We start from the raw sequence: 23,356 nt of genomic DNA on the forward strand, positions 1-23,356 counted from the left end.
ATGCCTAACACCGACCTTCCGCAGGCGGTGCGGGCGCTGGCCGAGGCTGATTTCGGCGCGTTCGCACCCATGTTTTCCAGCGCCGGTTTTGCGGTGGCGCTGCCGGCGCGCGGCGTCATGACGATCCGCTCGCGGGCCGGCGGCGAGCGCGCCAGCGTGCTCGTCTCGGTCGGCGTGCACGGCGACGAGACCGGCCCGATCGAGGTGCTCGCGCACCTGCTCGAGGCGCTCGCGCGGGCGCCGGAAAGGCTGGCGGTCGACCTGATGGTCTGCGTCGGCAACATCGAGGCGATCGCCGCTGGTAAGCGCTTCGTCGACGCCGACCTCAATCGCATGTTCCGGCCCCAGCGCGGCACGCTGGCGCAGGCGCGCGAGGCCGCGCGCGCGGACCAACTGATCGCCGCGACCACCGATTTTTTTAACCAGGCGGGCAAGCTGCGCTGGCACCTCGACCTGCACACCGCGATCCGCCCCTCCAAGTATCCCACCTTCGCCATCGTGCCCGACCTGATCGGCGAGGCCGGCAAGGCCGCGCTGGTCGGTTGGCTCGGCGAGGCCGCGATCGGGGCGATCATCATGAATCCGAGTTCGGCCGGCACCTACAGCTACTACTCGGCCGAGTTCCACGGCGCCGCCGCCAGCACGGTCGAACTGGGCCGCGTGGGCACGCTGGGCCAGAACGACCTGAGCCTGTTTGCCGAGGTCGGCACCGCGCTCGAAGGCCTGCTCACGGGTGCCGCCCCCGCGGTCCCGAAGGCGGCGCCGCACGTGTTCAAGGTGGCGCAGGAGGTGATCAAGCACAGCGACGCCTTCAGCATGGCGTTCGACCGCGGCACCGAGAACTTCTCGCCCATGCAAGCGGGCGGCGTGATCGCCACCGACGGCGACGTCGTCTACAAAGTCATCCATCCCGAAGAGCTGGTCGTGTTCCCCAATCCGGACGTGCGCGTGGGCTTGCGCGCCGGCCTGATGGTGGTGCGCGTCTCCTGAGCCCTTCCAACTAGCCACTAGCGCGAGGCCGGCATGAGCGAGCTGTTTTCCCCAACAACCGTGGGACCGTTGCAGCTGTCGAACCGGATCGTGATCGCACCGATGTGCCAGTACTCGGCCGAGCAAGGCATCGCCGGCGACTGGCACATGATCCACCTCGGCCACCTGGCGCTGTCGGGCGCGGCGCTGCTGATCCTCGAGGCCACCGCGGTCTCGCCCGAGGCGCGCATCTCGGCGCGCGACCTGGGCCTGTGGTCCGACGCCCACGCCGACGCGCTCGCGCCGGTGCTCGCGGCGATCCGCAGATACTCCCCGATCCTCCTCGGCATCCAGCTCGCGCACGCGGGCCGCAAGGCGTCGAGCCAGGTGCCGTGGGAGGGCGGCGGCAATGTCGGGCTGGCCGCCGGTGGATGGCAGACCGAGGCGCCGTCGGCGCTGCCGCACGCGGCCGGCGACACGCCGCCGCTGGCGCTCGACGGGGATGGCATGCGGCGCGTGCGCGATGATTTTGTGGCAGCCGCCCGGCGCAGCCACGCGCTCGGCCTCGACGCGATCGAGATCCACGCCGCGCACGGCTACCTGCTGCACCAGTTCTTGTCGCCGTTGGCGAACGCGCGCGCCGACCACTACGGCGGCGCGCTCGAGAACCGCATGCGCTTTCCGCTCGAGGTGTTCGCGGCGGTGCGCGCCGCGGTGCCGGCCGGCATGGCGGTGGGCGCGCGCATCTCGGCCTGCGACTGGGTCGACGGCGGCTGGGACATCGAGCAAAGCGTGGTCCTGTGCCGGGCGCTGCAAGCGGCCGGTTGCGACTTCATCCACGTCTCGAGCGGGGGCGTCTCGACCGAGCAGAAGATCGCGGCCGGACCGGGCTACCAGATCGGCTTCGCCGAGCGCATCAAGCGCGAATGCGGCATGCCGACCATCGGCGTGGGCATGATCACCGAGGCCGCGCAGGCCGAGCGGATCGTCGCCGGCGGCCAGGCCGACATGGTCGCACTGGCGCGCGCCATGCTGTACGACCCGCGCTGGCCGTGGCACGCGGCGGCCGAACTGGGCGCGCAGGTGCAGGCGCCGCCGCAATACTGGCGCTCGCAGCCGGCGCAGCACAAGGCGCTGTTCAATACCGACGTCAATTTGCGAAACATCAACAGTGTGATGTCGAAATAATTATTGGCAAATCTGCAAGTCGGCGTAGAATTGCGAATCCCCTGGTTTTGTCACTATCGGTATCAATCGACGGTCCTTACTCACCCTTGTATCCGGATCCCCCATGTTGAAAAAACTGCTGCTGGTGCTGTCCCTGTGCGCTTTCCTGCCCGGCGTGGCCCACGCCGACGCCCCGGCCGAAGCGAAAATGACCGAAGAGCAGTTCCTGGCAAAGCTGAATTTCCAGCAGGGCAAGATCAATCTGGGCGGCGGCGTCGCCTCGCTCGACCTGCCGGCCACCTTCCGCTACCTGGGCGCGGCCGACACCGAGCGCCTGCTGGTCGAGGGCTGGGGCAACATGCCCGGCAACACCACGCTCGGCATGATCGTGCCGGCCGGGGTGAGCCCACTGAGCGAGGCCGGCTGGGGCGTGATCGTCACCTTCGACAAGGATGGCCACGTCAAGGACGACGACGCCGACAGCATCAAGTACGACGAGTTGCTCAAGACCATGCAGGAGGAGACCGCCGCAGCCAGCGAAGAGCGCAAAAAGGCCGGCTACGACAGCATGGCGCTGGTCGGCTGGGCCGAAAAGCCGAGTTACGACAAGGCCAGCCACAAGTTGTTCTGGGCAAAGGAGCTCAAGACAGGCAACAATCCGCAGAACTCGCTCAATTACAACATCCGTGTTCTCGGGCGCGAGGGCGTGCTGGTGCTCAACGCGGTGGCCGGCATGCACCAGATCGACACGATCAAGAAAGAAATGAAGCATGTGACGGCGTTCACCGAGTTTTCGCCCGGCAACCGCTACGCCGATTTCAACGAGAAGACCGACCGGGTCGCCGAGTACGGCATCGCGGCGCTGGTCGCGGGCGGCCTGGCCGCCAAAATGGGCCTGTTCGCGAAGCTGCTCGCGTTCCTGCTGCTGTTCAAGAAATTCGTCATCATCGGCGTGATCGCCATCGGCGCCGCGCTGCTCAAATGGTTCGGCAACCGCAAGGCCAAGGTCAAGGTCAGCCTCGAAAAATAATCCTGGGGCGGTGAAGATTTTCGGCAAACAGTAATGGCGTCGGCTATGAGATTGACGCAGGTGCCGTCAAAAGTGCAGCGATGCAGCGTAAGGCTGACATGGCATTCGGTGCGACGTTCGGTGCTGTGGTCGGAGGAACCGTAGGCGTGGCGCTTTCGGCCGGATGTGATGTTGGCACAGGTGGAGCATGTACGCCTGCCAACCCGGCCATAGTTGCCGCTAGTATTGCGGGTGGCGCGTTAGTTGGGGCACAGGTAGTGCCTCCATTTTTGGAATCAAGCAGGGAACTAGCGAAAAACATATTAACTGCTACTGGTATATCCAAAATGCAGGGCCATGCATCGCACCATATTGTAGCCGAAGGTGCAGCCCTCGCTGCAGGATCGCGGGCAATACTCAACAAGCATGGCATGAACATTGATAGTGCGTTTAACGGGATGAATATGAATATGCGCTATCACAATCGCCTTCATAGCCCCGTCTATCATGCTAGTGTCGAACGGGCCCTTACTGGTTCCGTGTCGTATACCGATGTGGCCAAGAGGTTAAGTGTCATCAGAGCACAAATTATCATTGGAGTTTTCCTTTTTTGATATGATTAAAATATTTGATCCATTGCCCAGTAATTCTCATTACCCTTTGCTCTGGGGAGGAGGGAGCTTTCTTAAGTATGGCGACCTAAATTTTAGGAGCATGAGGAACGACTGGAAGGAAATTAATCTAGATTTCTTTAGAGACGTTAAGAGTCAAGTGAGACCACGAATTACTTGCTTAATCCCTGGCATTGCTTTTGAGGCGGAACTGGAAAATTTATTATTTCCGGTTGAGATGGATGGACTTGAGCTCTTGCCGTTAAAGGTTGAAGGCAAGGACTGGAAGTTGCTGAACTGCTTGAATTCGATTGACAATGTTGATGAGAAGCGCAGTATTTTGCACAGAGACGATTCAGGAAAAATATTTATGGTTCAGAAATTGGTGATAAATAACCTGGCAGTTGATAAAAATGAATTTTTTACCATTCAAGATAGCAATCGTTCCTCTATTTTTGTTATTGAGTCGTTCGTAAATAGAGTACGGCAACTTGGCCTGAAGGGTCTGCAGTTCAGGCATATAGGTGAGGTCAACGTAAATAGCCCCCCATAGCAGAACTGCACGCAGGGCACGCGCAGGGGACGGGGTCAGGTCTGTGTGTGTCACGAACGCAGGCGTAAGCCTGCGATGCTGTATCGAAGATGGGAGACGGCCTCCCGAAGTCCGCTTGCAGGAGCTGGCTTCAAACCGCCCAGTGCGGCTGCGTTCAAAAGGCGCGGTCGTGAGCGACTGGGGAAAAGGCATCGTTAAGATGTCAGGTAAGCATTGAGAAGATGAGCGAAAGCAAACCGTCCGACGAAGCATCGTTAGACTTAAGGTGCTGTCAAAACCGGGGTGTTCAGACTACTCCGGGACCAATCGGGGCGATACCTGCTTACGGACCCGATGGCAGCCGGTGTAGAGGCGGCATGAGCTCAATGCAGGCTTTGGTATCGCAAGGCTGAGGGTCAGGTCTGGAAAGCGGACATTTGTGAACCAAATCGCTTGCTTGATGCTGCGTCTGACGATTGGATACGGACTCGGCCTTTACTGAGTCGAATACCTGTCCAGCCGCTGCGCGGTATCGCCAGCCGCACTTGCGGATAGCAACGGCCACGCTTGCTGCGAAAGTGGGCCACGAGGACGCGCGGTGCGCTGCACCGCTTGCCGCCGCGCTCCGCCGTCAGTTGGTCAAATGCCACGCAAGTGCACAGCCGCTCCGGGGGAAATGCCTTTGGCATTCCACATAAGGCAGTCTTATGCCAAATCGCCCCGTTCACTGCGCTGCGCTTCGTTCCTTGGGGCGATCCCGCGCTTCGCCGGGCCCTTCGGGTTGACCATAAGTTGCCTTATGTCGGGCGCCCTTGCGCGACTGCCAAGCCAGTCAGTGCTGCGTATCTCGCAGTCAGGCGCTGCGCGCGAGGCTGGTACGGGGTGCGGCAAGTCAGGTGGTTGGCGCGCGCGTGGTGCCCCGCTTGCGGCCGCGCTGCGCCGTCAGTCGGGGTGCAAACCGGCTCGGAACAACCGGAGACAGACACCTGTTCCTTGCGGCCGTTTCCGCGAAACAGGGGTCTGTCCCCGGTTTGCTTGGGGTCTGTCCCCTGTTTCGCCTGTTGTCGTCCCCTGTTGTCCTGTCGGCGCTGTTGTCACGGCCAGTTTTAGTGCGGAAAACGCCGCTGACTTCGACCCGCGAAAGCGGGGTGAGGCGGGCGGCGAGCCTAATTTTCGCATGAGCCCGCGAAAAAAAAGGCTCGGCGCCCCCTTCACGACCCCGGTTTCGCTGCTGTGCAAAGACGCCAGCGATCGGGCTTCGAATACGCGGAAAGCTAGCATGCCGAACGACTTGGTCAGCCGCTGCGCGGTATTTCCAGCCGCACTTGCGGATGACAACAGCCACGCTTGCCGCGGAAGTGGGCCACGAGGACGCGCGGTGCCTCGCACTGCTTGCCGCCGCGCTTCGCCGTCAGTCGATCACGTGCCACGCAAAAAAGATACATGCGCCCACGCGCATGTCGCTTCGCAGCGCATTGCTCCCGCAATGTGAAAGCCGCGCGGCGAAAAGCCGCAGGCAAAGCTGCTCGAACGTAGTTTTTTGGCAACCGAAAGATGTCTATAAGTGGGCGGAAACCCCTATAATCGCTGGCACTTGCCGAGCGGGCAGCATAGCCTGCCCATTCCACCAGCGACAATAGGGACATGCCGTGACTCAAACACTGGGATCCGTGAAACAAACACTGGGCCAAAAACTGACCCGCACCAAGCCGGTCGGCACGTCGGTCGACGACGGCGGCGCCCACGCTGGCGGCCTCAAGCGCTCGATGGGCCTGTTCTCGCTGACCATGATCGGGGTCGGCGCCACGATCGGCACCGGCATCTTCTTCACCATGGTCGAGGCGGTGCCCAAGGCCGGTCCGGCGGTGATCCTGTCGTTCCTGCTGGCCGCGCTCACGGCCGGGTTGACGGCGCTGTGCTACGCCGAACTGTCGTTCCGCATCCCCACCTCCGGCTCCTCGTATTCGTTCGCCTACGCCACGGTCGGCGAATTCGCCGCTTTCGTCATGGCCGCCTGCCTGCTGCTCGAATACGGGCTGGCCGCGAGCGCGACCGCGATCGGCTGGTCCGACTACCTCAACCATTTCCTGATGAACGCGACCGGCTGGCAGATCCCCGAGGCCCTGCGCTCGCCGATGCTGGTGGCCGGGCCCGAGGGCACCGAGTTCCATTTCGGGCACATCAACCTGCCGCCAATCCTGCTCGTCGTCATGTGCGGCATCCTGCTCATCCGCGGCACGCGCGAATCGGCCACCACCAACGCGGTCATGGTGATCATCAAGCTGGCGATCCTGCTGTTCTTCGTGGCCGTCGCCTTCACCGGCTTCAACGCCGACAACTTCACCCCGTTCTTCCAGCCCAACACGGCCGCCGGCTTCACGCCGATGCAGGGCGTGACGGCCGCCGCCGCCACCGTGTTCTTTTCGTTCATCGGCCTCGACACCGTGGCCACGGCCGGCGACGAGGTGCGCGACCCGTCGCGCAACGTGCCAAAGGGCATACTGCTCGCGCTCGGCATCGTGACCGTGTTCTACCTGCTCGTCGCGCTCGCCGCCGTGGGCGCCCAGCCGGCATCGATGTTCGCCGGCCAGGAGGCCGGCCTGGCAGTGATCTTGCAAAACGTGACGGGCAAAAGCTGGCCGGCGATGGTGCTGTCGGCCGGCGCCGTCATTTCGGTGTTTTCGGTCACGCTCGTGACGATCTACGGGCAGACCCGTATCCTGTACGCGATCAGCCGCGACGGCCTGATTCCGAAGCTGTTCCAAAAGGTGAACCCGCGCACCCAGGCGCCGGTCGGCAACACCCTGATCGTCTGCCTGGTCGTCGGCACGGTCGCCGGCCTGGTCGATTCGGGCTTCCTGTGGGACATGGTCAGCATGGGCACGCTGACGGCCTTCATGGTGGTCTCGATCGCGGTGCCGGTGATGCGCAGCAAGCAGGGCGAATCGCTGACCAAGGGTTTCAAGGTGCCGTTCGGACCCTACCTGGTGCCCGGCCTGAGCGTGTGCGCCTGCCTGTTCATGATGAAGGATTTGTCGAGCACGACCTACACCGTGTTCGCCTGCTGGATGGCGGTGGCGCTGGCCGCCTACTTCGCCTACGGCATCCGCAACTCGCGCCTGAATCGTCCGGCCTGAAGCGCGCCGGCGCGTTTTCAATAAAAAGCCGCGGCCGTGCCGCGGTTTTTTTTATCCGGCGCACTTTATTGGGATACAATTTTTCCAATAAGGAATTCTGAAAAGTAACTCTAGATTTAGACGGCCCGGCGTTTCAACCGCTCTTAGCGAGTTTGCATGGAAAATGACCAACAGGACGCAGCGTTCGTCGACCTCGCGGGCGCGCTCGAGCTGATCGGGGGCTTCGCCGCCGCGGCCACGCCCGAGGCGCTGATCGAGAGCGCGCTGCGCGCCACGCAGCACCACGCGGCCGGTCACAAGGCGTGCGTGTTGCGCACGGCCGGGCAACGCTACCGGCTGGTGGCGCCCGAGCAGGCCGACGGCGCGCCGTCCTACCTGCCGCCGTTCGCGCAGCTGCTGCTCGAATCCGGGCACGCGCCGGGACGCTGCCCGACCATCCGCGAACACGGCGCGCTCGGCCTGCCCCTGACCGGCCCGGGCGGCCGCCACCTCGGCTACCTGTGCTGCTGGCAGAGCGGGCAGTCGTCGCTGGCGCCGCGGCAATTGCACATGCTCAGCCTGATCGCCGCCGCCCTGTCGGCCTCGCTCGCGGCACTGTCGGCGCTGGCGCGGGAGCGCCGGCTGCTGCGCCAGATCATCGACAACGTGCCCGACCAGATCTATGTCAAGGACGCGGCGGGCCGCTTCATCATCGGCAACCGGGCCGCCGCCGCCGGCATCGGGGTCGACTCGCCGCAGCAACTCGAGGGCCGCTCGGACCTCGAGTTTTTCCCGATCGCCTGCCGCACCCGTTTCCACGAGGACGAGCAGGGCATCATCGGCACGGGCGAGGCGATCGTCGACCAGATCGAGGAGAGCATCAACCGGGCCGGGCTGCGGCGCTGGTATTCGACCACCAAGGTGCCCTTGCTCGACGACGCCGGCAGGGTGCACGGGATCGTCGGCCTGTCGCGCGACGTGACCACGCGCATGAGCTCGGACGAGGCGATCCGCCTGCGCAACCGCGCGCTCGAGGCCAGCAACGACGCCGTCATCATCACCGGCTGCCGCGAGCCCGACTATCCGGTGTCGTTCATCAATCCCGCGTTCGAAAGGATGACCGGCTTCACGCCCGAGCAGGCGCGCCAGCGCTCGCTCGCGGCCCTGCTCGGGCTCGAGATCGGCAATCCGAGCAGCGCCGGCCTGCTCGAGGCGCTGCGCGAGCAGCGCGAAGGGCGCGCGGTGCTGCGCTGCCCGCGCAAGGATGGCGGCGTGTTCTGGAGCGACATCCGGATGGCGCCGGTGCGCGACGCCGGCGGCGTTGTGAGCCACTACGTGTTCACCATCAGCGACATCAGCAAGGCGCGCGACACCGAGCAGCAGCTCGAGCGGCTCGCCAGCCTCGACATGCTGACCGGCCTGCCGAACCGGCGCCTGCTGCTCGACCGGTTGACCCAGGCCCTCGCGATGGGCGAACGCGGCGGCTTCGTGGTGGGGGTCGCGTTCATCGACCTCGACCGGCTCAAGCATGTCAATGACACGCACGGGCACGACGCCGGCGACGCCGTGCTCAGGGCCGTCGGCCAGCGCGTGCTGGCCTGCGTGCGCAAGTGCGACACGGTCGGGCGCCTCGGCGGTGACGAGTTCGTGCTGGTGTCGCTGCATAACACGAAGGCCAGCGGCAAGCAGGCCGCCGCGCAGGAGGGTGGCGGGCTGGTGTACATCACGCGCATGCTCGAGAAAATCCAGGGAAAGGTCGCCCAGCCGGTGGCCGTGGGCGGGCTCGACTTGAGCGCCACCTGCAGCATCGGGATGAGCCTGTTCCCGCGCGACGGCAAGGATGCGGAAACCTTGCTCAGGCACGCGGAGAACGCGATGAACGTGGCCAAGAAGAACGGGCGCAACAAGATCGAGTTCAATCCCGAGCCGTAGCGGAGCGGGCCGTATGCACCCCGGTGTTGCCGGGGGAATGGGCGCATGCCCGGGCAAGTGCGTCTGGCATTCGTGCTCGTTTTGGGGCGCGTTTTGTCTGGTTTTGTCGAATCGTGCCTTGCCGTTTTGCGCAAGAGAAACTGTGGGACGAAACGAGACAGAACGCGCACGAACAACGCGGCAAACGAGCATCAACGCCAGAGAGGGCGATGGCGGCACCTCCATCGGTCCGGCCCCGATTTGCAGGCGGGAAAGCCCGCGGCGCGGCGCCCCGGCCCAAAAAAAAGCCACGCGGTCAATCGACGGCGTGGCTTTTTGTCGCAGGCGGCGCATGGCGCGCCGCCGTTTGGGCGCTTACTCGACGCCCATTTCCTTGAGCAGGTTGTCGGCCTTGTCGACGTGCTTCATGTTCCAAAGCATGTAACGCACGTCTACCTGGATGTCGCGCGTGTTGACCTTGTTGTAGTCCCAGTCGGAGATGATCGAATCGAGCGTGCCGTCGAACGCGAGGCCGATGAACTCGGCCTTGCTGTTCAATGCCGCCGAACCGGAGTTGCCGCCGGTGATGTCGAGCGTGGCCAGGTAGTTGACCGGCACGGTCTTGAGCTTCGGGTCGACATACTTGCCGAAGTCCTTGGACTGGATCGCGGCCAGCTGGGCTGCAGGCGCGTTGAACTCGCCTTCGCCGGTGGCCTTGGCGACCACGCCCTTGACGGTCGTGAACGCGCTCCAGGAACCGGTGCCGTCGGCGCCGTGGGCGCGGCCGGCGACGTTGCCGTAGGTTACGCGCAAGGTGCCGTTGGCGTCGGGATAGACCGGCTGGCCCTTGCTGTTCATGTAGGCGATTTTCGCCTTCATGTAGTTGGCGTAGGCTTGCTGGATCTTGCCGCCGAGTTCTTCCATCTCGGCTTCACGCTTGAGGCCGGCATCGTACATGGCGACCGCGCCCTTGATGAAGCTGTCGCCGCTGGCCTTGAAGTCTGCCGGCGTCTTGCCGATCCATGCCGCGCGCTCGGTCTTGTTGTGCATCGTCGATCCGGCGTACATCGCGTCGAGCGTGGCCTTCAGTTCGGCCTCGCCCATGCCGTCGCGGATGCCCATGGCGGCGTCGAAGTTGGCCGAACGCTGCTCTTTGGGCTGGGCGGCGTACTTGACCAGGTTGTTCATGACGAGCGCCTTGTCGACTTTTTCGTCGTAGGTGCGGTCGATCGCGGCGATGCCCGCGCTCAGGCGCGCCAGGTCGCGCTCCTGGAAGCCGCCCTTGCGCTCGGCGTTCGGCTTGGCGTTCTCGTTGGCCAGGCGGTACAGGGTGCGCGCCGTGGCGAACAGGCGCGGATACGAGCGCACCAGATAGAAGTCGCGCTTGGCCTCGGCGTCGCGCTGGGCGATCAGTTGCTCGACCTGCTCGATGTCGGCCGCGTATTCCTTGGTGCGGGCCGGGCTGGCCTTGATCCAGGCCTTCATTTCGGCGTGCTCGCGCGTCTTGCGCGCCAGGAAGTCGCTGTCGGCGTAACTGTTGAGCATGCCCTTGCGGTTCTTGTAGTAGTTGTTGATGCCCGCGACCTGGCCGGCGTACTTGAGCTTGACGTCCGGGCTGTTCTTGGTCTCGCGCTCGATGATCGCGAGCGACTCGGCCGACGATTTGACGAATGCCGGATAGTCCCAGCCGAAGGTGGACGCCACCTCGGATGGCAGGCGGTGGCGGTTGGTGCGCCCGGGGTAGCCCAGCGCCATGATGAAGTCGCCTTCCTTGACGCCTTCTTTGGCCATTTTCAGGTGGCTCGTCGAGGTGTACGGGACGTTGTCCTTGGAGTAGTCGGCGGCCTTGCCGTCCTTGCTAACATAGGCGCGGTAGAAACCGTAGTCGCCCGTGTGGCGCGGCCACATCCAGTTGTCGGTGTCGCCGCCGAACTTGCCCACGCCCTCAGGCGGCGCGTGCACCAGGCGCACGTCGCGGATTTCGAGCTGTTTGATCAGGTAGTACTCGAGGCCGCCGTAATAGCCGGCCACGGTGCAGCGGTGTCCCGCGTCTTTTTCGCACTCGGCGACGATGGCCTTCTCATTTTTTTCGAAACCGTCGACGCGCTGCTTGCCGCTCAGTTTGGCGACATCGGGCGTGATCACCTTGTCGGTCACGTTGGTGACGCCCTTGGTGACGAAGACCCGGCTGCCCGGCGCGGCCGGCAGTTCCTCGGCGAACGATTTGGCCAGGAAGCCGTTGGCCAGCAGGTCGCGCTCTGGCGTCGAGTTGGCCGCAACGCTGCCGTACACGCAGTGGTGGTTGGTCGCGACCAGGCCCTGCGGCGAGACGAACGAGGCGGAGCAGCCGCCGAGGCTGACGATCGCGTTCATCGGGAATTCGGTCAGTTTGGTCAGCGACGCCGGGTCGAGTTTGAGGCCGGCGGCCTTGAGTTGCTTCGCTACTTGTGGCAGCTGCTGCGGCATCCACATGCCTTCGTCAGCGTATGCGCTGGCGGTGCTGAGGATGGCGAGCGTGAGGAGGGTCTTTTTCATTCGCGTGTCGTCTCTGATTGGTCAATGGGATCAAGCCCGGTCGTGCCGGGCGCCCTAGAGTATCCGCACCCCCCACCCAATAGTCAACCAGAATCTACGCCACGTGTATGCAAGCGCATATGCATACGTTCCGAATGGAAACGCAGCGGCGCCCCCTCTCACAGCTGGGCGCCGACCAGGGCGGCGAGGTTGCCGGTGAGCTTGTCGTGCCACGGCCGGTCCTGCCACTGTTTCAGCGTGACCTCGCGCGCTTGCGCCCAGTCGCGCGTAAACACTGCGCGCTGGCGCAGCGCGAACGCGGAGTCGATCACGTTCAGGTTGGCCTCGTCGTTGAGGCTGAACGAGCGGGCGTCGAAGTTGGTCGAGCCCACCGACACAAGCAGCGAATCGACCACCAGCGCCTTGACGTGGTACATGGTCGGCTGGTACTCGGCGATCCGCACCCCGGCCTCGAGCAACTGGCCGAAGCTGTCGCGCGAGGCCGCGCGCACGATCTTCGAGTCGATGTCCTCGCCGGGCGTGATGATGCGCACCACCACGCCGCGGCGGGCGGCGGCGGCCAGCGCCCTGAGGGTCAGCACGTCGGGCACGAAATAGGCCGACGACAGGTCGATCGAATCGCGCGCGGCCGTGATCGAGAGCAGGTACATCAGGTGCATGCTTTCGCTGCCGCCGGTGGGCGAGCTCGAGAACATCTGGGCCGCCTGGTCGCCGCGCGCGGCCAGCGCCGGGAAGTAGGCGTCGCCGTCGAGCACGGTGCCGGTGGCCTTGGTCCAGTTGTCGGAGAACACCGCCTGCATCTGGCCGACCACCGGGCCCTCGACCCGGAAATGGGTGTCGCGCCAATGGTTGGTGTCCTGGCCGTCGCCGCGCCATTTGTCGGCGATGCCAACCCCGCCCGTGAAGCCGATTTTGCCGTCGACCACGAGCACCTTGCGGTGGGTGCGGTTGTTCAGGCGCGTGAATTTCCACCAGACGGGCTTGTGGTAGCGCCGCACTTCGATGCCGGCGGCCTCCATCGCCTCGATCGCGCCAACGTCCATCTTGATGCTGCCGATGAAGTCGAGCATGACGTGCACCTTGACGCCGGCCCTGGCGCGCTCGATCAGCGCCTTGGAGAATTCGCGCCCGATCGTTTCGGACCAGTAGATATAGGTCTCGAACGTGATGCTGCGCTCGGCCTTGCGGATCGCGTCGAGCATGGCGGGGAAGATCCGGTCGCCGTTGATGAGTTCTTCGACGAGGTTGCCGTCGACGATGGGGGGGCCGAGCAACACGCCCATCGAGCGCCGGAATTGCGGGTCCGCGGTGCTGTAATGGCGCTTGAGCTGGGTCTCGATCTTCTGTTCCCCCGGGCGCAGGTTGAACACCAAAAACACCGCGAGCAGGGTGAGCCCGGCGCCGATCGATGCAGCCATTAAAGGTTTCATTCTCATAGGCAAATCCGGACGAAAAAAAACCAACGCTTGGTGGCGTTGGTTGGTGGAGCCGAAGCGCTTAGCGCGCTTTTCCCCGGCGGAAAAGATTAACGATGGCCAGCAGGATGACCGCGCCCAAGAACGACACGAGCAGCGAGGTCAGGCTGAAATCGTCCGAGTTGATGGTGCCGGTCCCGAACAGCGGGGAGAGCAGCCAGCCGCCCAGGAACGCGCCGACGATGCCGACGATGACATTCAAAATCATGCCTTGTTCGGCGTCTGTTTTCATGACGAGGCTTGCGAGCCAACCGAGGACACCACCGACGACGAGCCAGATAATAAAGATCATGTTGATTCTCCCTAATAGTTAAAAAACATACTCCAAAGCCACCGATTTGCTGGCCGTGTGAAAAAGTCTAGGGCTCGCGATCTGCATGGTCGGTGCGGCAACGAACTTAATTCTCCGATTGATGTTTTGGATAATTTCGGTGTGAATTTTTTAATTCTTATGAAAATTGTTCTTACGTGCGTGAACGAACGGAGTGGGGGTCGAGCTCATCATATCTTGCCATACCGGCAGCAACTTATTGCCGATTCTTAGCTCCGCACGACGAACCGAAAAGGAAATTCAAAATGAGTAACTACGACACGACAAAAAATTCCCGTATGGTCACCGGCCTGTTTCGTGATCGTGACAGCGCCGAGCGCGCTTATCAGTCGCTGAGCGCACGCGGCTACACCACCGACGACGTCAACCTGGTCATGTCCGACGAGGCGCGCGCGCGCCACTTCGCCGACGCCGACACCGAGCTCGGCAGCAAAGCGGCCGAGGGCGCGGGCGTTGGCGCCGGCATCGGCGGCACCATCGGCGCGGTGCTGGCCGGTATCGCGGCGGTCGGCACCACCCTGGTGCTGCCTGGCATTGGCCTGGTCATCGCCGGCCCTCTGGCGGCGGCGATCGCCGGCGCCGGCGCCGGTGGCGTCGCGGGCGGCCTGATCGGCGCGCTGATCGGCGCCGGCATTCCTGAAGAGCGCGTCAAGCACTACGAGGCCGGCATCCAGGAGGGCGGCATCGTGATGGGCGTGATCCCACGCTCGGATGACGACGCGGTCCACATCGAAAAAGCATGGCTCGACAACGATGGCGAGCACGTCGTCGGCGTCGGCATGGGCGCCACCGCCGGCGCCATCGCCGGTGGCACCATCGGCGCCGTCGCCGGTCCGATCGGCATGGCCGCGGGCGCCGCCATCGGCGGCATCGCCGGCGGCCTGGCGGGCAAGGGCGCCGCTGAAGTCGTCAATCCAAAGCTGGGCGACGAGCTCGACGACCATAACCTGTCCAAGGGCGTGGGCGCCGGCGGTGGGGCAGCCATGGGTGCCGCGATCGGCGCCGTGGGCGGCCCGATCGGCATGGCCGCCGGTGCCGCGATCGGCGGCATCGCCGGTGGCCTGGCCGGCAAGGGCGCGGGCGAGGTCGCCAATCCCACGTATGGCGACGACCTGCCCGAGCATAATCTGGCCAGTGGCGTCGGCGCCGGCGGCGGCGCGGCCATGGGTGCGGCCGCGGGCGCCTTCGGCGGTCCGGTCGGCATGGCGGCCGGTGCCGCCATCGGCGCGCTCGCCGGCGGCATGGCCGGCAAGGCGGCTGGCGCCGTGGTCAATCCGGCTGAAGAGTCGGCCTACTGGCGCGAGTCGTACCTGAGCGCGCCTTACTACACGCCCGGTTACACCTACGACGACTACGCTCCCGCGTACGAGCTCGGCTACAACGGCCGCTCGCGCTATCCCGGCCGCTTCGACACGGTCGAAAACGACCTGGCCGACGAGTGGGACCAGGTCAAGGGCCAGTCGCGCCTGAGCTGGGCGCAGGCCAAGTCGGCCAGCCGCGCGGCCTGGGACAAGGTCGAGCGCGCCATGCCTGGCGATTTCGACGGCGACGGACGGTAAGGCAGGCAATTGGCATGGCGTAGCCATGCCCCCCGCGGAACGGGCCGGCCCCGCAAGGCCGGCCTCCGTAGGGATGGGTAGATAGCAAAAAAACCCCGCCGGCAGCGATGCCGGCGGGGTTTTTTCCGCCTTGTGGAAGGCGGGCGGCGCTTACTGCTTGACCGCTTCGATCGAGATCGCCAGCTTGACGTCCATCGAGAAGCGCGGCTGGCCATAGCTGATGCCGTAGTCGCTGCGCTGGAAGGTGGCCGAGGCGTCGGCGCCGCACACTTCCTTCTTGTGCATCGGGTGCACGATGCACTTGAATTTATTGATGGTCAACGTCAATGGCTTGGTCACGCCGTGCAGCGTCAGTTCGCCGTTGATCGCGCTCGGGGTGTCGCCGGTGAAGCTGATCGATTTGGACTTGTAGGTGACCGTCGGGAATTTGGCGACGTCGAACATGTCTTCGTTCTTGGCGTGCTTGTTGAGTTTTTCGTGGCCGAAGTCGAGCGAGTCGGCGTCGATCAGGATGTCGACCGAGCCGGTCTTGGCCGCGCGGTCGAGCACGACGGTGCCCTCGGTCTTGGTGAACTTGCCGCGCAGGATGGAGATCCCCATGTGGTCCGCTTCGAAGCTCGGGTAGGTGTGGCCCGGGTCGATCTTGAAGGTCTCCGGCGCGGCGAAGGCGGCGGTGGCGCTGGCGGCGAGGATGGCGGCGAAGATGGTCTTGAGTTTCATTGGTGTCCCTGCTGTTGGTTGAAGTGCTTGTTGGGTGGAATCGGGTAAAAGCCGGGTGAAAATTGGGTGAAAACCGGGTAAATAAAACGGGTGAAAATCGTTGCGCTTCTACTGCCCCGCGGTGACGCGGAATTTGATGACGACGTCGTCGGCGACCACGCTGGTGTCTTTCCACTCGCCGTCGCCGATATTAAAGCCAAGGCGCTTGATCGGCAATGCGCCTTCGAACACCTGCCTGCCGCCCTCGCTGCGCAAGGTCAAGGGGAAGGCGACCTCCATCGTCCTGCCCTTGATCGTGAGCTTGCCGCTGACGGCCAGTTGGCCGGCGCCGGCCGGCTTGATCGCGCTCGACACGAAGCGCGCCTTGGGGAACTGGGCCGCGTTGAACCACTCCTTTTTCGCCACTTCGCGGTTCATGTCCGGGTCGCCCAGGTCGAGGCTGGCGGTGTCGATTTCGACCACCGCCTTCGAGGCGTCCGGCCTGGCCGCGTCGTAGTCGATCTGCGCGTCGAATTTTTTGAACTTCGACTCGACCGACACGCCCATCTGCTTGAAAACGGCCGAGACCGAGCTTTTGGCCGGGTCGGTCTTGAGCGGCGCGGCGTGGGCGGCCAGGGCGAGGGCCAGCAGCGTGAGTACGGCCGTGCTTCGGGTCAATTTCATCGGGTGGTCCTTTGCGAAATAGTGGTGGTCACGGCAGCATGCGCTTGAGCACGCCGTCGCGGTCGATGAACTGGTGCTTGAGCGCGGCCGCGAGGTGGGCGCCGACGCACGCTGCCAGCGTCATGGTGAGCCAGTAATGCACTTGTTTGAGCACGGCTTTGAGGTCCGGATCGGGCGCGATCAGGACCGGCAGCTCGAACAGGCCGAGATAGACCACCGGCACGCCGGCCGCCAGGGTGTAGAAATAACCCGACACGGGCACCGCGAACAGCAGCGCGTAGAGCAGGCCGTGCAGGGCGGAGGCCGCGTTTTGCTGCCATCGCGGCATGCCGGCCGGATACGCCGGGGGCTTGTGCGCGAGGCGCCACAGCAGGCGCGCGGCGGCCAGCGCGAGGATCGTCACCCCAAGCCACTTGTGCCAGGAATAGAACCTGAGCTTGGACGGCGTGAAACCGGGGATGTCGGTCATGACCAGTCCGAGCGTGAACGCGGCCACCACCAGCAGGGCGAGCAGCCAGTGCAGCACGATCGCGGTGAGGGTATAGCGTTGCATGGGCCAGCTCCAGGAAAATAGTACTCGTTAGGACCAATATACCAAAAAACCCGTGCCGCCGTGCGCGTGCCCGGGCTTTGCTGGCTGAACATTAGCACGTCGGGCATTGCAAGTACGCCACAGACGTGCCCGCGATTTGGCGACATTGTGTCATCATTGGCCAATACTGTTAAAACACCGTTAAACGAAACCCGAAAACCGCGCCGACCCCACCGCCATGGACACACAAACGAAGGCCCAGCGCCACCCTTTCAGCCTATGTGCGCTTGCCGGCATCGCCGCCGCGGTCGCGCTGACGCCCGCGGCGCCGGCCTGCGCCTTCGATAACGTCTCGGTGACCGACATCGCCGACTTGTCGATCGAAGAGCTGTAGAACATCCAGATCACCTCGGTGTCCAAAAAGCCCGAGCGGCTCGCCGCCGCCGCCGCCGCCGGGTTCGTGATCACGGCCGACGACATCCGGCGCTCGGGCGCGCGCAGCGTGGCCGAGGCGCTGCGCCTGGCGCCCAACCTGCAGCTGGCCATGTCGAGCGCCTCGGCGTATGCGATCACCGCGCGCGGCTTAAACGGCAGCAACAACAGCAGCCCGAACAAACTGCTGGTGCTGATCGACGGCCGCTCCGTGTATTCGCCGCTGTTTTCGGGCGTGTTCTGGGACGTGCAGGACGTGCTGCTCGAAGACATCGAGCGGATCGAGGTCGTCAGCGGGCCGGGTGGCACCCTGTGGGGCGTCAACGCGGTCAACGGCGTGATCAACATCACCACCCGCGCGGCCGGGCAAACCGAGGGCGCGCTGCTGGCGCTGGCCGGCGGCAACCTTGGCGGCGAGGCGGCCTTCCGCTATGGCAAGGGCAATGCCGACGGCGCGTGGCGCGTGTACGGCAAGGCGTTGGGCCGGCGGCACGGCCGCGCCGCGGACGGGCGCGACAATAAAGACGCGTGGCACAAGAACCAGATCGGCATGCGCGCCGACTGGGTCCGCGGCGCCGACCGTTTCAGCCTGCATGGCGACGCCTACACGGGGTCCGAGGGGCAGCCCGAGCCGGGCGCGATCTCCGTCACCGGCACCGCGCTCAAGCTGGGCATGGTCAACATCTCGGGCGCCAACCTGACCGCCCACTGGCGCCGCGCGCTGGACAACGGCGCCGGCCTGAGCGTGCAGGCCTACCTCGACCACACCAAGCGCAGCGTGGACCCGACCTACGCCCAGTCGCTCAATATCGCCGACCTGCAGTTCCAGCACACGCCAGCCGGCGCTGGGACGGCACAACCTGGTGTGGGGCGCCAATGTGCGTCACGCGCGCGACCGGGTGGTCAACGGCGACGTGGTCGCCTTCCTTCCGGCCAGGGTGAACCAGAACTGGACCAGCCTGTTCGCGCAGGACGAGATCCGGCTCGGCGAGTCGGTGCGCGCCACGCTCGGGGCGCGCGTCGAGCGCAACGACTACACCGGCAACGAATTTTTGCCCACGCTGCGGCTGGCGTGGAAGGCCGCGCCCAACCACGCGCTGTGGGCGGCGGCCTCGCGCACCGTGCGCGCGCCGTCGCGGCTCGACGCCGACGCCTTCATTCCGGCGCGCCCGCCCCACCTCCTGCGCGGCGGGCCGGCGGTGCGCTCGGAGCTGGCGAACGTGTTCGAGCTCGGCTACCGCGGCCAGCCGTCGCCGGCGCTGTCGTGGTCGGCCACGGTGTTCCACAACGACTACAAGCGCCTGCGCACGCTCGAACTGGACCCCGGCAAGACCTTCCTCACCTTCGGCAACCAGATGGAGGGCAGGGCGAGCGGGGTCGAGATGTGGGGCAACCTGCAGCTGTCGCAGCGCTGGCGGCTGAGCGCGGGGCTGTTCGGCCTGCATCAGCGGCTGACCTTGCTGCCGGGCGCCTTCGACACGGCCGCGCCGCAGGCTTCGCGCAAGGACCCGTCACACACGGCGCAGCTGCGCGCGAGCTTCAATGTGTCGGACGACAAGGAGTTTGACATGGCGCTGCGCCGGGTCGGCAAGCTCGACAATCCGCAGGTGCCGGCCTACACCGCGCTCGACATGCGCTTCGGCTGGCGGCTCGGGCCCGGGTTCTCGCTCGCGCTGAGCGGAAGGAATCTGACCGGCGGGCACGGCGAGTACGGGCCGCTGGCGACGCGCATCGAGGTGCCGCGCTCGGTTGGGCTGTCGCTGGTGTGGCGCGACTGATCTTCTCGCGCCAGCAAAAGAAATCGTGTCGCGATAGGCCATGGCGCAATAAGCCATGGCGCAACAAACCAACATCGTCCTCCGCGCAGGCAAGGACCCATAGTTTGTTTTGCGCGAACGTTCCATGGGTCCCCGCCTGCGCGGGGACGATGTGGATTTACAGCACTTGACTTTCCATCGACACGACTTCTCGAGGTGATTAAACGGCCTTGGCCAGGGCGGCGGCGATGCCCGTGTAGTTGGCCGGCGTCATCGCCAGCAGCAGATCCTTGGCGTCCAGCGGAATCGCCAGCGTGACGATGAACTCGCGCAGCGCGTCCTTCGAGATGCCCTTGCCGCGGGTCAGTTCCTTGAGTTGCTCGTACGGGTTCTCGATGCCGTAGCGGCGCATCACGGTCTGCACCGGCTCGGCCAGCACCTCCCAGTTGGCGTCGAGGTCCTGGTCGAGGCGGGCCGCGTTCACTTCGAGCTTGTTAAGGCCGCGCAGGCAGCTGTCGTAGGCCAGCAGGGTGTAGCCGAAGCCGACGCCGATGTTGCGCAGCACGGTCGAGTCGGTCAGGTCGCGCTGCATGCGCGACACCGGCAGCTTCTCGGCCATGTGCTTGAGCACGGCGTTGGCCAGGCCCAGGTTGCCCTCGGAGTTTTCGAAGTCGATCGGGTTGACCTTGTGCGGCATGGTCGAGGAGCCGATCTCGCCGGCCTTTGTCGTCTGCTTGAAGTAGCCGAGCGAGATGTAGGCCCAGATGTCGCGGTTCAGGTCGAGCAGGATGGTGTTGGCGCGCGCGAAGGCGTCGAACAACTCGGCCATGTAGTCGTGCGGCTCGATCTGGATCGTGTACGGGTTGAAGGTCAGGCCGAGGCGCCGCTCGATGACGTCCTTCGAGAACGCGGCCCAGTCGAAGCCGGGGTAGGCGGCCAGGTGGGCGTTGAAGTTGCCGACCGCGCCGTTCATCTTGCCGAGGATTTCGACGGCCCCGATGCGCGCGGCCGCGCGCTGCAGGCGCGCCACCACGTTGGCCATCTCCTTGCCGAGCGTGGTCGGGCTGGCGGTCTGGCCGTGGGTGCGCGAGAGCATCGGCTGCGCCGCGTTGTCGTGCGCGATCTGGGTCAGCTTGGCGATCAGGGCCTGCAGCGCCGGCAGCATCACGCCGTCGCGCGCGGCCTTGAGCATCATGCCGTGCGAGGTGTTGTTGATGTCCTCGGAGGTGCAGGCGAAGTGGATGAACTCAGTCGCAGCGAGCAGCTCGGGCACGTCCTTGACCTGCTCCTTGAGCCAGTATTCGACCGCCTTGACGTCGTGGTTGGTGACCGCCTCGATCGCCTTGATGCGTGCCGCGTCCTCGTCCGTGAAGTGCGAGCCGATGCGCTCGAGCAGCGCCGTCGCGTCCTGCGAAAACGGTTTGATCTCGGCGAAGCCGGCCAGCGACAAGGCCTGCAGCCAGGAGATTTCGACCTTGACGCGGTGGTGCATGAAACCGGCTTCGGACAGGATCGGGCGCAGTTTGTCGGTCTTGGCGGCGTAGCGGCCGTCGAGCGGGGACAGGGCCGACAGCGTGGAGTAGGGGGCGGTAGTGGTCATGGCGGGGGCTTTGCTAGGGGGCGGTGGAGGAAGATGCGGCGATTTTACCATTTTGGCGCCCGCCCGGCCCGCCCCGGGCCGGCCCCGGGCCCGCGCCGCCGGCGTCGCCGCGCCCCGCGCGCGGACCCGATGTTATACTGCGAGCCAGTCATCTACTTCAAGCATTTATGAAACTCATCGGTTCGCTCGCCAGTCCCTTCGTGCGCAAAGTGCGCGTTGTGCTGGCCGAAAAAAAGCTCGACTACGACTATGAGCTCGAGAGCGTCTGGGACGCCGGCACGCAGATCCACCTGTCCAATCCGCTCGGCAAGGTGCCGTGCCTGATCATGGACGACGGCACCCCAATGATCGATTCGCGCGTCATCGTCGAGTACCTCGACACCCTCACGCCCGTGTGCAAACTGCTGCCGCCGCAAAGCCGCGACCGCGCCTCGGTCAAGTGCTGGGAGGCGCTCGCCGACGGCGTGCTCGACGCCGCCGTGCTGGTGCGCCTCGAGCACACGCTGCGCCCGGCCGAACAGCAAAGCGCGGCCTGGATCGCGCGCCAGATGAACAAGGTGCACGCCGGCCTGGCCGCCATGTCGGCCGACCTCGGCGAGCTGCCTTTCTGCAAGGGCAACCAATACACGCTGGCCGACGTCGCCGTCGGCTGCGCGCTCGGCTGGATCCAGTTCCGCTTCCCCGAAATCGACTGGCCCGAGGACTATCCGAACCTCGCGCGCCTGTACGCCAAGCTGTCGGAGCGCCAGTCGTTCAAAGACACCGTCCCCCAGTAGGCGGGCACAAGCCACAACAAGCCACAACAAGCGACATCGTCCCCCTTGGGGCCCGCCGTGAAGCGTTTTTTGGGAACCTAGCGCATGACAATTGTCTTGTTTGGCGAAGCCCTCGTCGACGATTTCGGCACCAGCCAGGTGGCCTCGGGCGCGCCGTTCAACGTGGCGCGCACGCTGGCCGCCTTCATGGCGCCGCAACTGCTCATCACGCGCATCGGCAGCGACCGCAACGGCGCCTTGGTGCGCGCCGAATGCGAGCGCTTCGCGATGTCCGAACTGGGCATCCAGACCGACCCGATCGAGGCCACCGGGCGCGTGGTGGCCGAGCGCTTCCGCAACGGCTACCGCATGGCGGTCGAGCCCAACCAGGCCTACGACTTCATCGACGCCGGCGATGCGCTGGCCGCGCTCGCGACGGTGGCGCCCGCAATGATCTGCTTCGGCACCCTGGCCCAGCGTGGCGAACTTTCGCGCGCGACGCTGGCCGCGCTGCTCGAGGCGAGCGACGCCACCCGCGTGCTCGACCTGAACCTGCGCCCCGGCCAGGTCGACCAGCGCTGCGTGTCGGAGTCGCTGCACGCGGCCGACATCGCCAAGGTCAACGAAGCCGAGCTCCAGACGCTGTTCGAATGGTATTGCGGGATGCCGCCGACGGCGCCCGCGCCCGGGCGGGACACGGTGCGCGCGGCCTGCCGCAAGCTGATGGACATGTTTTCGCTGCGCGGACTGATCGTCACGCTGGAGCACCGCGGCGCGGTGTACTTCGGCGTCGACGGCGCGACCATCGAGAGCCGCGACAACCCGGCGCCCGCGTTCGTGCTCGACACGGCCGGCGCGGGCGACGCGTTCTGCGCCGTGTTCCTGCTCGGCAGCGCGCGCGGCTGGCCGCTCGAGCAAACGCTGGCGCGCGCCAACGCGTTCGCGGGCGCGGTCTGCACGGTCGCCGGGGCGATCCCGCAGGACATCAATTTCTACGACAAGTGGGCGGCGCTCTGGCGCAACTGAGGCACTGAACGCTTCAGTAATCGTGCCGGAAGCATAAACCCACATCGTCCCCGCCTTCGCGAGGACGATGTGGGTTTGGGTCTTGTCTACTTAACTTTAAGGCTCTTAAAGCTGCGTGCTTGCTCAGCCGTGCGCTTACTCGCCCATCTGGCTTTGCAGGTAGTTCTGGATGCCGATCTTGACGATCAGGTCGAGTTGGGTCTCGAGCCAGTCGATATGCTCTTCGGTGTCTTCGAGGATCAGCAGCAGCAGGTCGCGCGAGACATAGTCGGTGGCCAGTTCGGCGGCCGCGATGCCTTCCTTGACCGTCAGGTGCGCCACTTGCTCGAGCTTGAGGTCGCATTCGAGCATTTCCTGCGTCGATTCGCCGATCAGCAGCTTGTGCAGCGCCTGCAGGTTGGGCAGGCCGTCGAGCATGAGGATGCGGTCGATCAGCTTGTCGGCGTGCTTCATCTCGCCGATCGATTCGTCGTATTCCTTCTTGGCCAGCTTGTCCAGGCCCCAATGGCGGTACATGCGCGCGTGCAGGAAATACTGGTTGACCGCGGTCAGTTCATTGGTGAGTTGCGCGTTGAGCAGCCGCAGGACGTTCTTGTCGCCTTTCATGGGAGGCTTTCTTCAGTGTTGGGATGGCGCCCATGATAACAAACGACGGC

Annotated in this window: 18 protein-coding genes and 2 pseudogenes; 12 read left to right on the top strand and 8 right to left on the bottom strand. The window is 64.9% G+C overall.

Annotation, left to right across the window (positions count from 1 at the left end; genetic code table 11):
- The 7 genes from C7C56_RS18635 to C7C56_RS18665 all read left to right on the top strand — a co-directional run bounded on the left by C7C56_RS18635 (position 1) and on the right by C7C56_RS18665 (position 9,336).
- Positions 1–990: a succinylglutamate desuccinylase gene (locus C7C56_RS18635; protein WP_106758863.1), complete on the top strand. Its 990-nt coding sequence runs from the start codon at positions 1–3 to the stop codon at positions 988–990.
- A 33-nt stretch (positions 991–1,023) separates the two neighbouring features.
- Positions 1,024–2,157 carry an NADH:flavin oxidoreductase/NADH oxidase gene (locus C7C56_RS18640; RefSeq protein ID WP_106758864.1) on the top strand — a complete coding sequence of 378 codons (1,134 nt, stop codon included), beginning with the start codon at positions 1,024–1,026 and terminating at the stop codon, positions 2,155–2,157.
- A 103-nt stretch (positions 2,158–2,260) separates the two neighbouring features.
- On the top strand, positions 2,261–3,166 hold the full coding sequence (locus tag C7C56_RS18645) for a DUF2167 domain-containing protein (protein WP_106758865.1): 906 nt from the start codon (positions 2,261–2,263) through the stop codon (positions 3,164–3,166).
- A gap of 80 nt (positions 3,167–3,246) precedes the next feature.
- Complete coding sequence (locus tag C7C56_RS28295; protein ID WP_146204547.1) at positions 3,247–3,759, top strand: AHH domain-containing protein; 513 nt, start codon at positions 3,247–3,249, stop codon at positions 3,757–3,759.
- Entirely contained in the window at positions 3,716–4,309 is a 594-nt protein-coding gene (locus tag C7C56_RS18655) for an imm11 family protein (RefSeq protein ID WP_181373240.1), read from the top strand. The genes C7C56_RS28295 and C7C56_RS18655 overlap by 44 nt, the downstream gene beginning before the upstream one ends.
- Positions 4,310–5,958: 1,649 nt before the next feature.
- A complete protein-coding gene (locus tag C7C56_RS18660; RefSeq protein ID WP_106758868.1) occupies positions 5,959–7,425 on the top strand; it encodes an APC family permease in 1,467 nt (488 codons plus the stop codon).
- A 156-nt stretch (positions 7,426–7,581) separates the two neighbouring features.
- Positions 7,582–9,336 (top strand): diguanylate cyclase domain-containing protein, encoded by a 1,755-nt coding sequence (locus C7C56_RS18665; RefSeq protein WP_106758869.1) that lies wholly within the window; start codon positions 7,582–7,584, stop codon positions 9,334–9,336.
- Positions 9,337–9,690: 354 nt separating this feature from the next.
- Here the strand turns inward: C7C56_RS18665 and C7C56_RS18670 are convergent, their stop codons facing one another.
- The 3 genes from C7C56_RS18670 to C7C56_RS18680 all read right to left on the bottom strand — a co-directional run bounded on the left by C7C56_RS18670 (position 9,691) and on the right by C7C56_RS18680 (position 13,617).
- A complete protein-coding gene (locus C7C56_RS18670; RefSeq protein ID WP_106758870.1) occupies positions 9,691–11,850 on the bottom strand; it encodes a S46 family peptidase in 2,160 nt (719 codons plus the stop codon).
- A 158-nt stretch (positions 11,851–12,008) separates the two neighbouring features.
- Positions 12,009–13,268: a phospholipase D-like domain-containing protein gene (locus tag C7C56_RS18675; protein ID WP_229458861.1), complete on the bottom strand. Its 1,260-nt coding sequence runs from the start codon at positions 13,266–13,268 to the stop codon at positions 12,009–12,011.
- A 79-nt stretch (positions 13,269–13,347) separates the two neighbouring features.
- Positions 13,348–13,617, bottom strand: coding sequence for a GlsB/YeaQ/YmgE family stress response membrane protein (locus C7C56_RS18680; RefSeq protein ID WP_106758872.1), 270 nt, complete (start codon positions 13,615–13,617; stop codon positions 13,348–13,350).
- A gap of 284 nt (positions 13,618–13,901) precedes the next feature.
- On the opposite strand from C7C56_RS18680, the gene C7C56_RS18685 reads away from it, so the two are divergent.
- Complete coding sequence (locus C7C56_RS18685) at positions 13,902–15,215, top strand: hypothetical protein (protein WP_106758873.1); 1,314 nt, start codon at positions 13,902–13,904, stop codon at positions 15,213–15,215.
- Between the two features lie 150 nt (positions 15,216–15,365).
- Here C7C56_RS18685 and C7C56_RS18690 read toward each other — a convergent pair whose 3' ends face one another.
- From C7C56_RS18690 to C7C56_RS18700, 3 genes and pseudogenes are all read right to left on the bottom strand, one after another.
- A complete protein-coding gene (locus C7C56_RS18690) occupies positions 15,366–15,935 on the bottom strand; it encodes a YceI family protein (protein WP_106758874.1) in 570 nt (189 codons plus the stop codon).
- Between the two features lie 108 nt (positions 15,936–16,043).
- A complete protein-coding gene (locus tag C7C56_RS18695) occupies positions 16,044–16,598 on the bottom strand; it encodes a YceI family protein (protein WP_106758875.1) in 555 nt (184 codons plus the stop codon).
- 28 nt (positions 16,599–16,626) lie between these two features.
- Positions 16,627–17,157 (bottom strand): annotated as a pseudogene (locus C7C56_RS18700) (cytochrome b); the annotation flags it as partial.
- Positions 17,158–17,632: 475 nt separating this feature from the next.
- On the opposite strand from C7C56_RS18700, the pseudogene C7C56_RS30025 reads away from it, so the two are divergent.
- Positions 17,633–17,842: pseudogene (locus tag C7C56_RS30025) on the top strand (TonB-dependent receptor); the annotation flags it as partial.
- 583 nt (positions 17,843–18,425) lie between these two features.
- The gene (locus C7C56_RS18710; RefSeq protein WP_181373241.1) at positions 18,426–19,340 is read left to right on the top strand and encodes a TonB-dependent receptor plug domain-containing protein; all 915 of its coding nucleotides are present in this window, start codon (positions 18,426–18,428) and stop codon (positions 19,338–19,340) included.
- 199 nt (positions 19,341–19,539) lie between these two features.
- Here the strand turns inward: C7C56_RS18710 and purB are convergent, their stop codons facing one another.
- Positions 19,540–20,919 (bottom strand): adenylosuccinate lyase, encoded by a 1,380-nt coding sequence (gene purB / locus C7C56_RS18715; RefSeq protein ID WP_106758877.1) that lies wholly within the window; start codon positions 20,917–20,919, stop codon positions 19,540–19,542.
- Between the two features lie 167 nt (positions 20,920–21,086).
- On the opposite strand from purB, the gene C7C56_RS18720 reads away from it, so the two are divergent.
- Positions 21,087–21,695 (top strand): glutathione S-transferase N-terminal domain-containing protein, encoded by a 609-nt coding sequence (locus C7C56_RS18720; RefSeq protein ID WP_106758878.1) that lies wholly within the window; start codon positions 21,087–21,089, stop codon positions 21,693–21,695.
- Positions 21,696–21,779: 84 nt separating this feature from the next.
- A complete protein-coding gene (locus tag C7C56_RS18725) occupies positions 21,780–22,700 on the top strand; it encodes a PfkB family carbohydrate kinase (protein ID WP_106758879.1) in 921 nt (306 codons plus the stop codon).
- Between the two features lie 135 nt (positions 22,701–22,835).
- Here the strand turns inward: C7C56_RS18725 and bfr are convergent, their stop codons facing one another.
- Entirely contained in the window at positions 22,836–23,306 is a 471-nt protein-coding gene (bfr, locus tag C7C56_RS18730) for a bacterioferritin (RefSeq protein WP_106758880.1), read from the bottom strand.
- Positions 23,307–23,356: the final 50 nt, after the last annotated feature.

Source organism: Massilia glaciei (genome assembly GCF_003011895.2).
Lineage (GTDB): Bacteria > Pseudomonadota > Gammaproteobacteria > Burkholderiales > Burkholderiaceae_D > Telluria_A > Telluria_A glaciei.

Coding starts and splice junctions, on each gene's coding strand:
- C7C56_RS18690 (WP_106758874.1), bottom strand. CDS start 15,935: ATGAAACTCAAGACCATCTTCGCCGCCATCCTCGCCGCCAGCGCCACC.
- C7C56_RS18645 (WP_106758865.1), top strand. CDS start 2,261: ATGTTGAAAAAACTGCTGCTGGTGCTGTCCCTGTGCGCTTTCCTGCCC.
- C7C56_RS18675 (WP_229458861.1), bottom strand. CDS start 13,268: ATGGCTGCATCGATCGGCGCCGGGCTCACCCTGCTCGCGGTGTTTTTG.
- C7C56_RS18695 (WP_106758875.1), bottom strand. CDS start 16,598: ATGAAATTGACCCGAAGCACGGCCGTACTCACGCTGCTGGCCCTCGCC.
- C7C56_RS18720 (WP_106758878.1), top strand. CDS start 21,087: ATGAAACTCATCGGTTCGCTCGCCAGTCCCTTCGTGCGCAAAGTGCGC.
- purB (WP_106758877.1), bottom strand. CDS start 20,919: ATGACCACTACCGCCCCCTACTCCACGCTGTCGGCCCTGTCCCCGCTC.
- C7C56_RS18640 (WP_106758864.1), top strand. CDS start 1,024: ATGAGCGAGCTGTTTTCCCCAACAACCGTGGGACCGTTGCAGCTGTCG.
- C7C56_RS18635 (WP_106758863.1), top strand. CDS start 1: ATGCCTAACACCGACCTTCCGCAGGCGGTGCGGGCGCTGGCCGAGGCT.
- C7C56_RS18665 (WP_106758869.1), top strand. CDS start 7,582: ATGGAAAATGACCAACAGGACGCAGCGTTCGTCGACCTCGCGGGCGCG.
- C7C56_RS18725 (WP_106758879.1), top strand. CDS start 21,780: ATGACAATTGTCTTGTTTGGCGAAGCCCTCGTCGACGATTTCGGCACC.
- bfr (WP_106758880.1), bottom strand. CDS start 23,306: ATGAAAGGCGACAAGAACGTCCTGCGGCTGCTCAACGCGCAACTCACC.
- C7C56_RS28295 (WP_146204547.1), top strand. CDS start 3,247: ATGCAGCGTAAGGCTGACATGGCATTCGGTGCGACGTTCGGTGCTGTG.
- C7C56_RS18680 (WP_106758872.1), bottom strand. CDS start 13,617: ATGATCTTTATTATCTGGCTCGTCGTCGGTGGTGTCCTCGGTTGGCTC.
- C7C56_RS18670 (WP_106758870.1), bottom strand. CDS start 11,850: ATGAAAAAGACCCTCCTCACGCTCGCCATCCTCAGCACCGCCAGCGCA.
- C7C56_RS18685 (WP_106758873.1), top strand. CDS start 13,902: ATGAGTAACTACGACACGACAAAAAATTCCCGTATGGTCACCGGCCTG.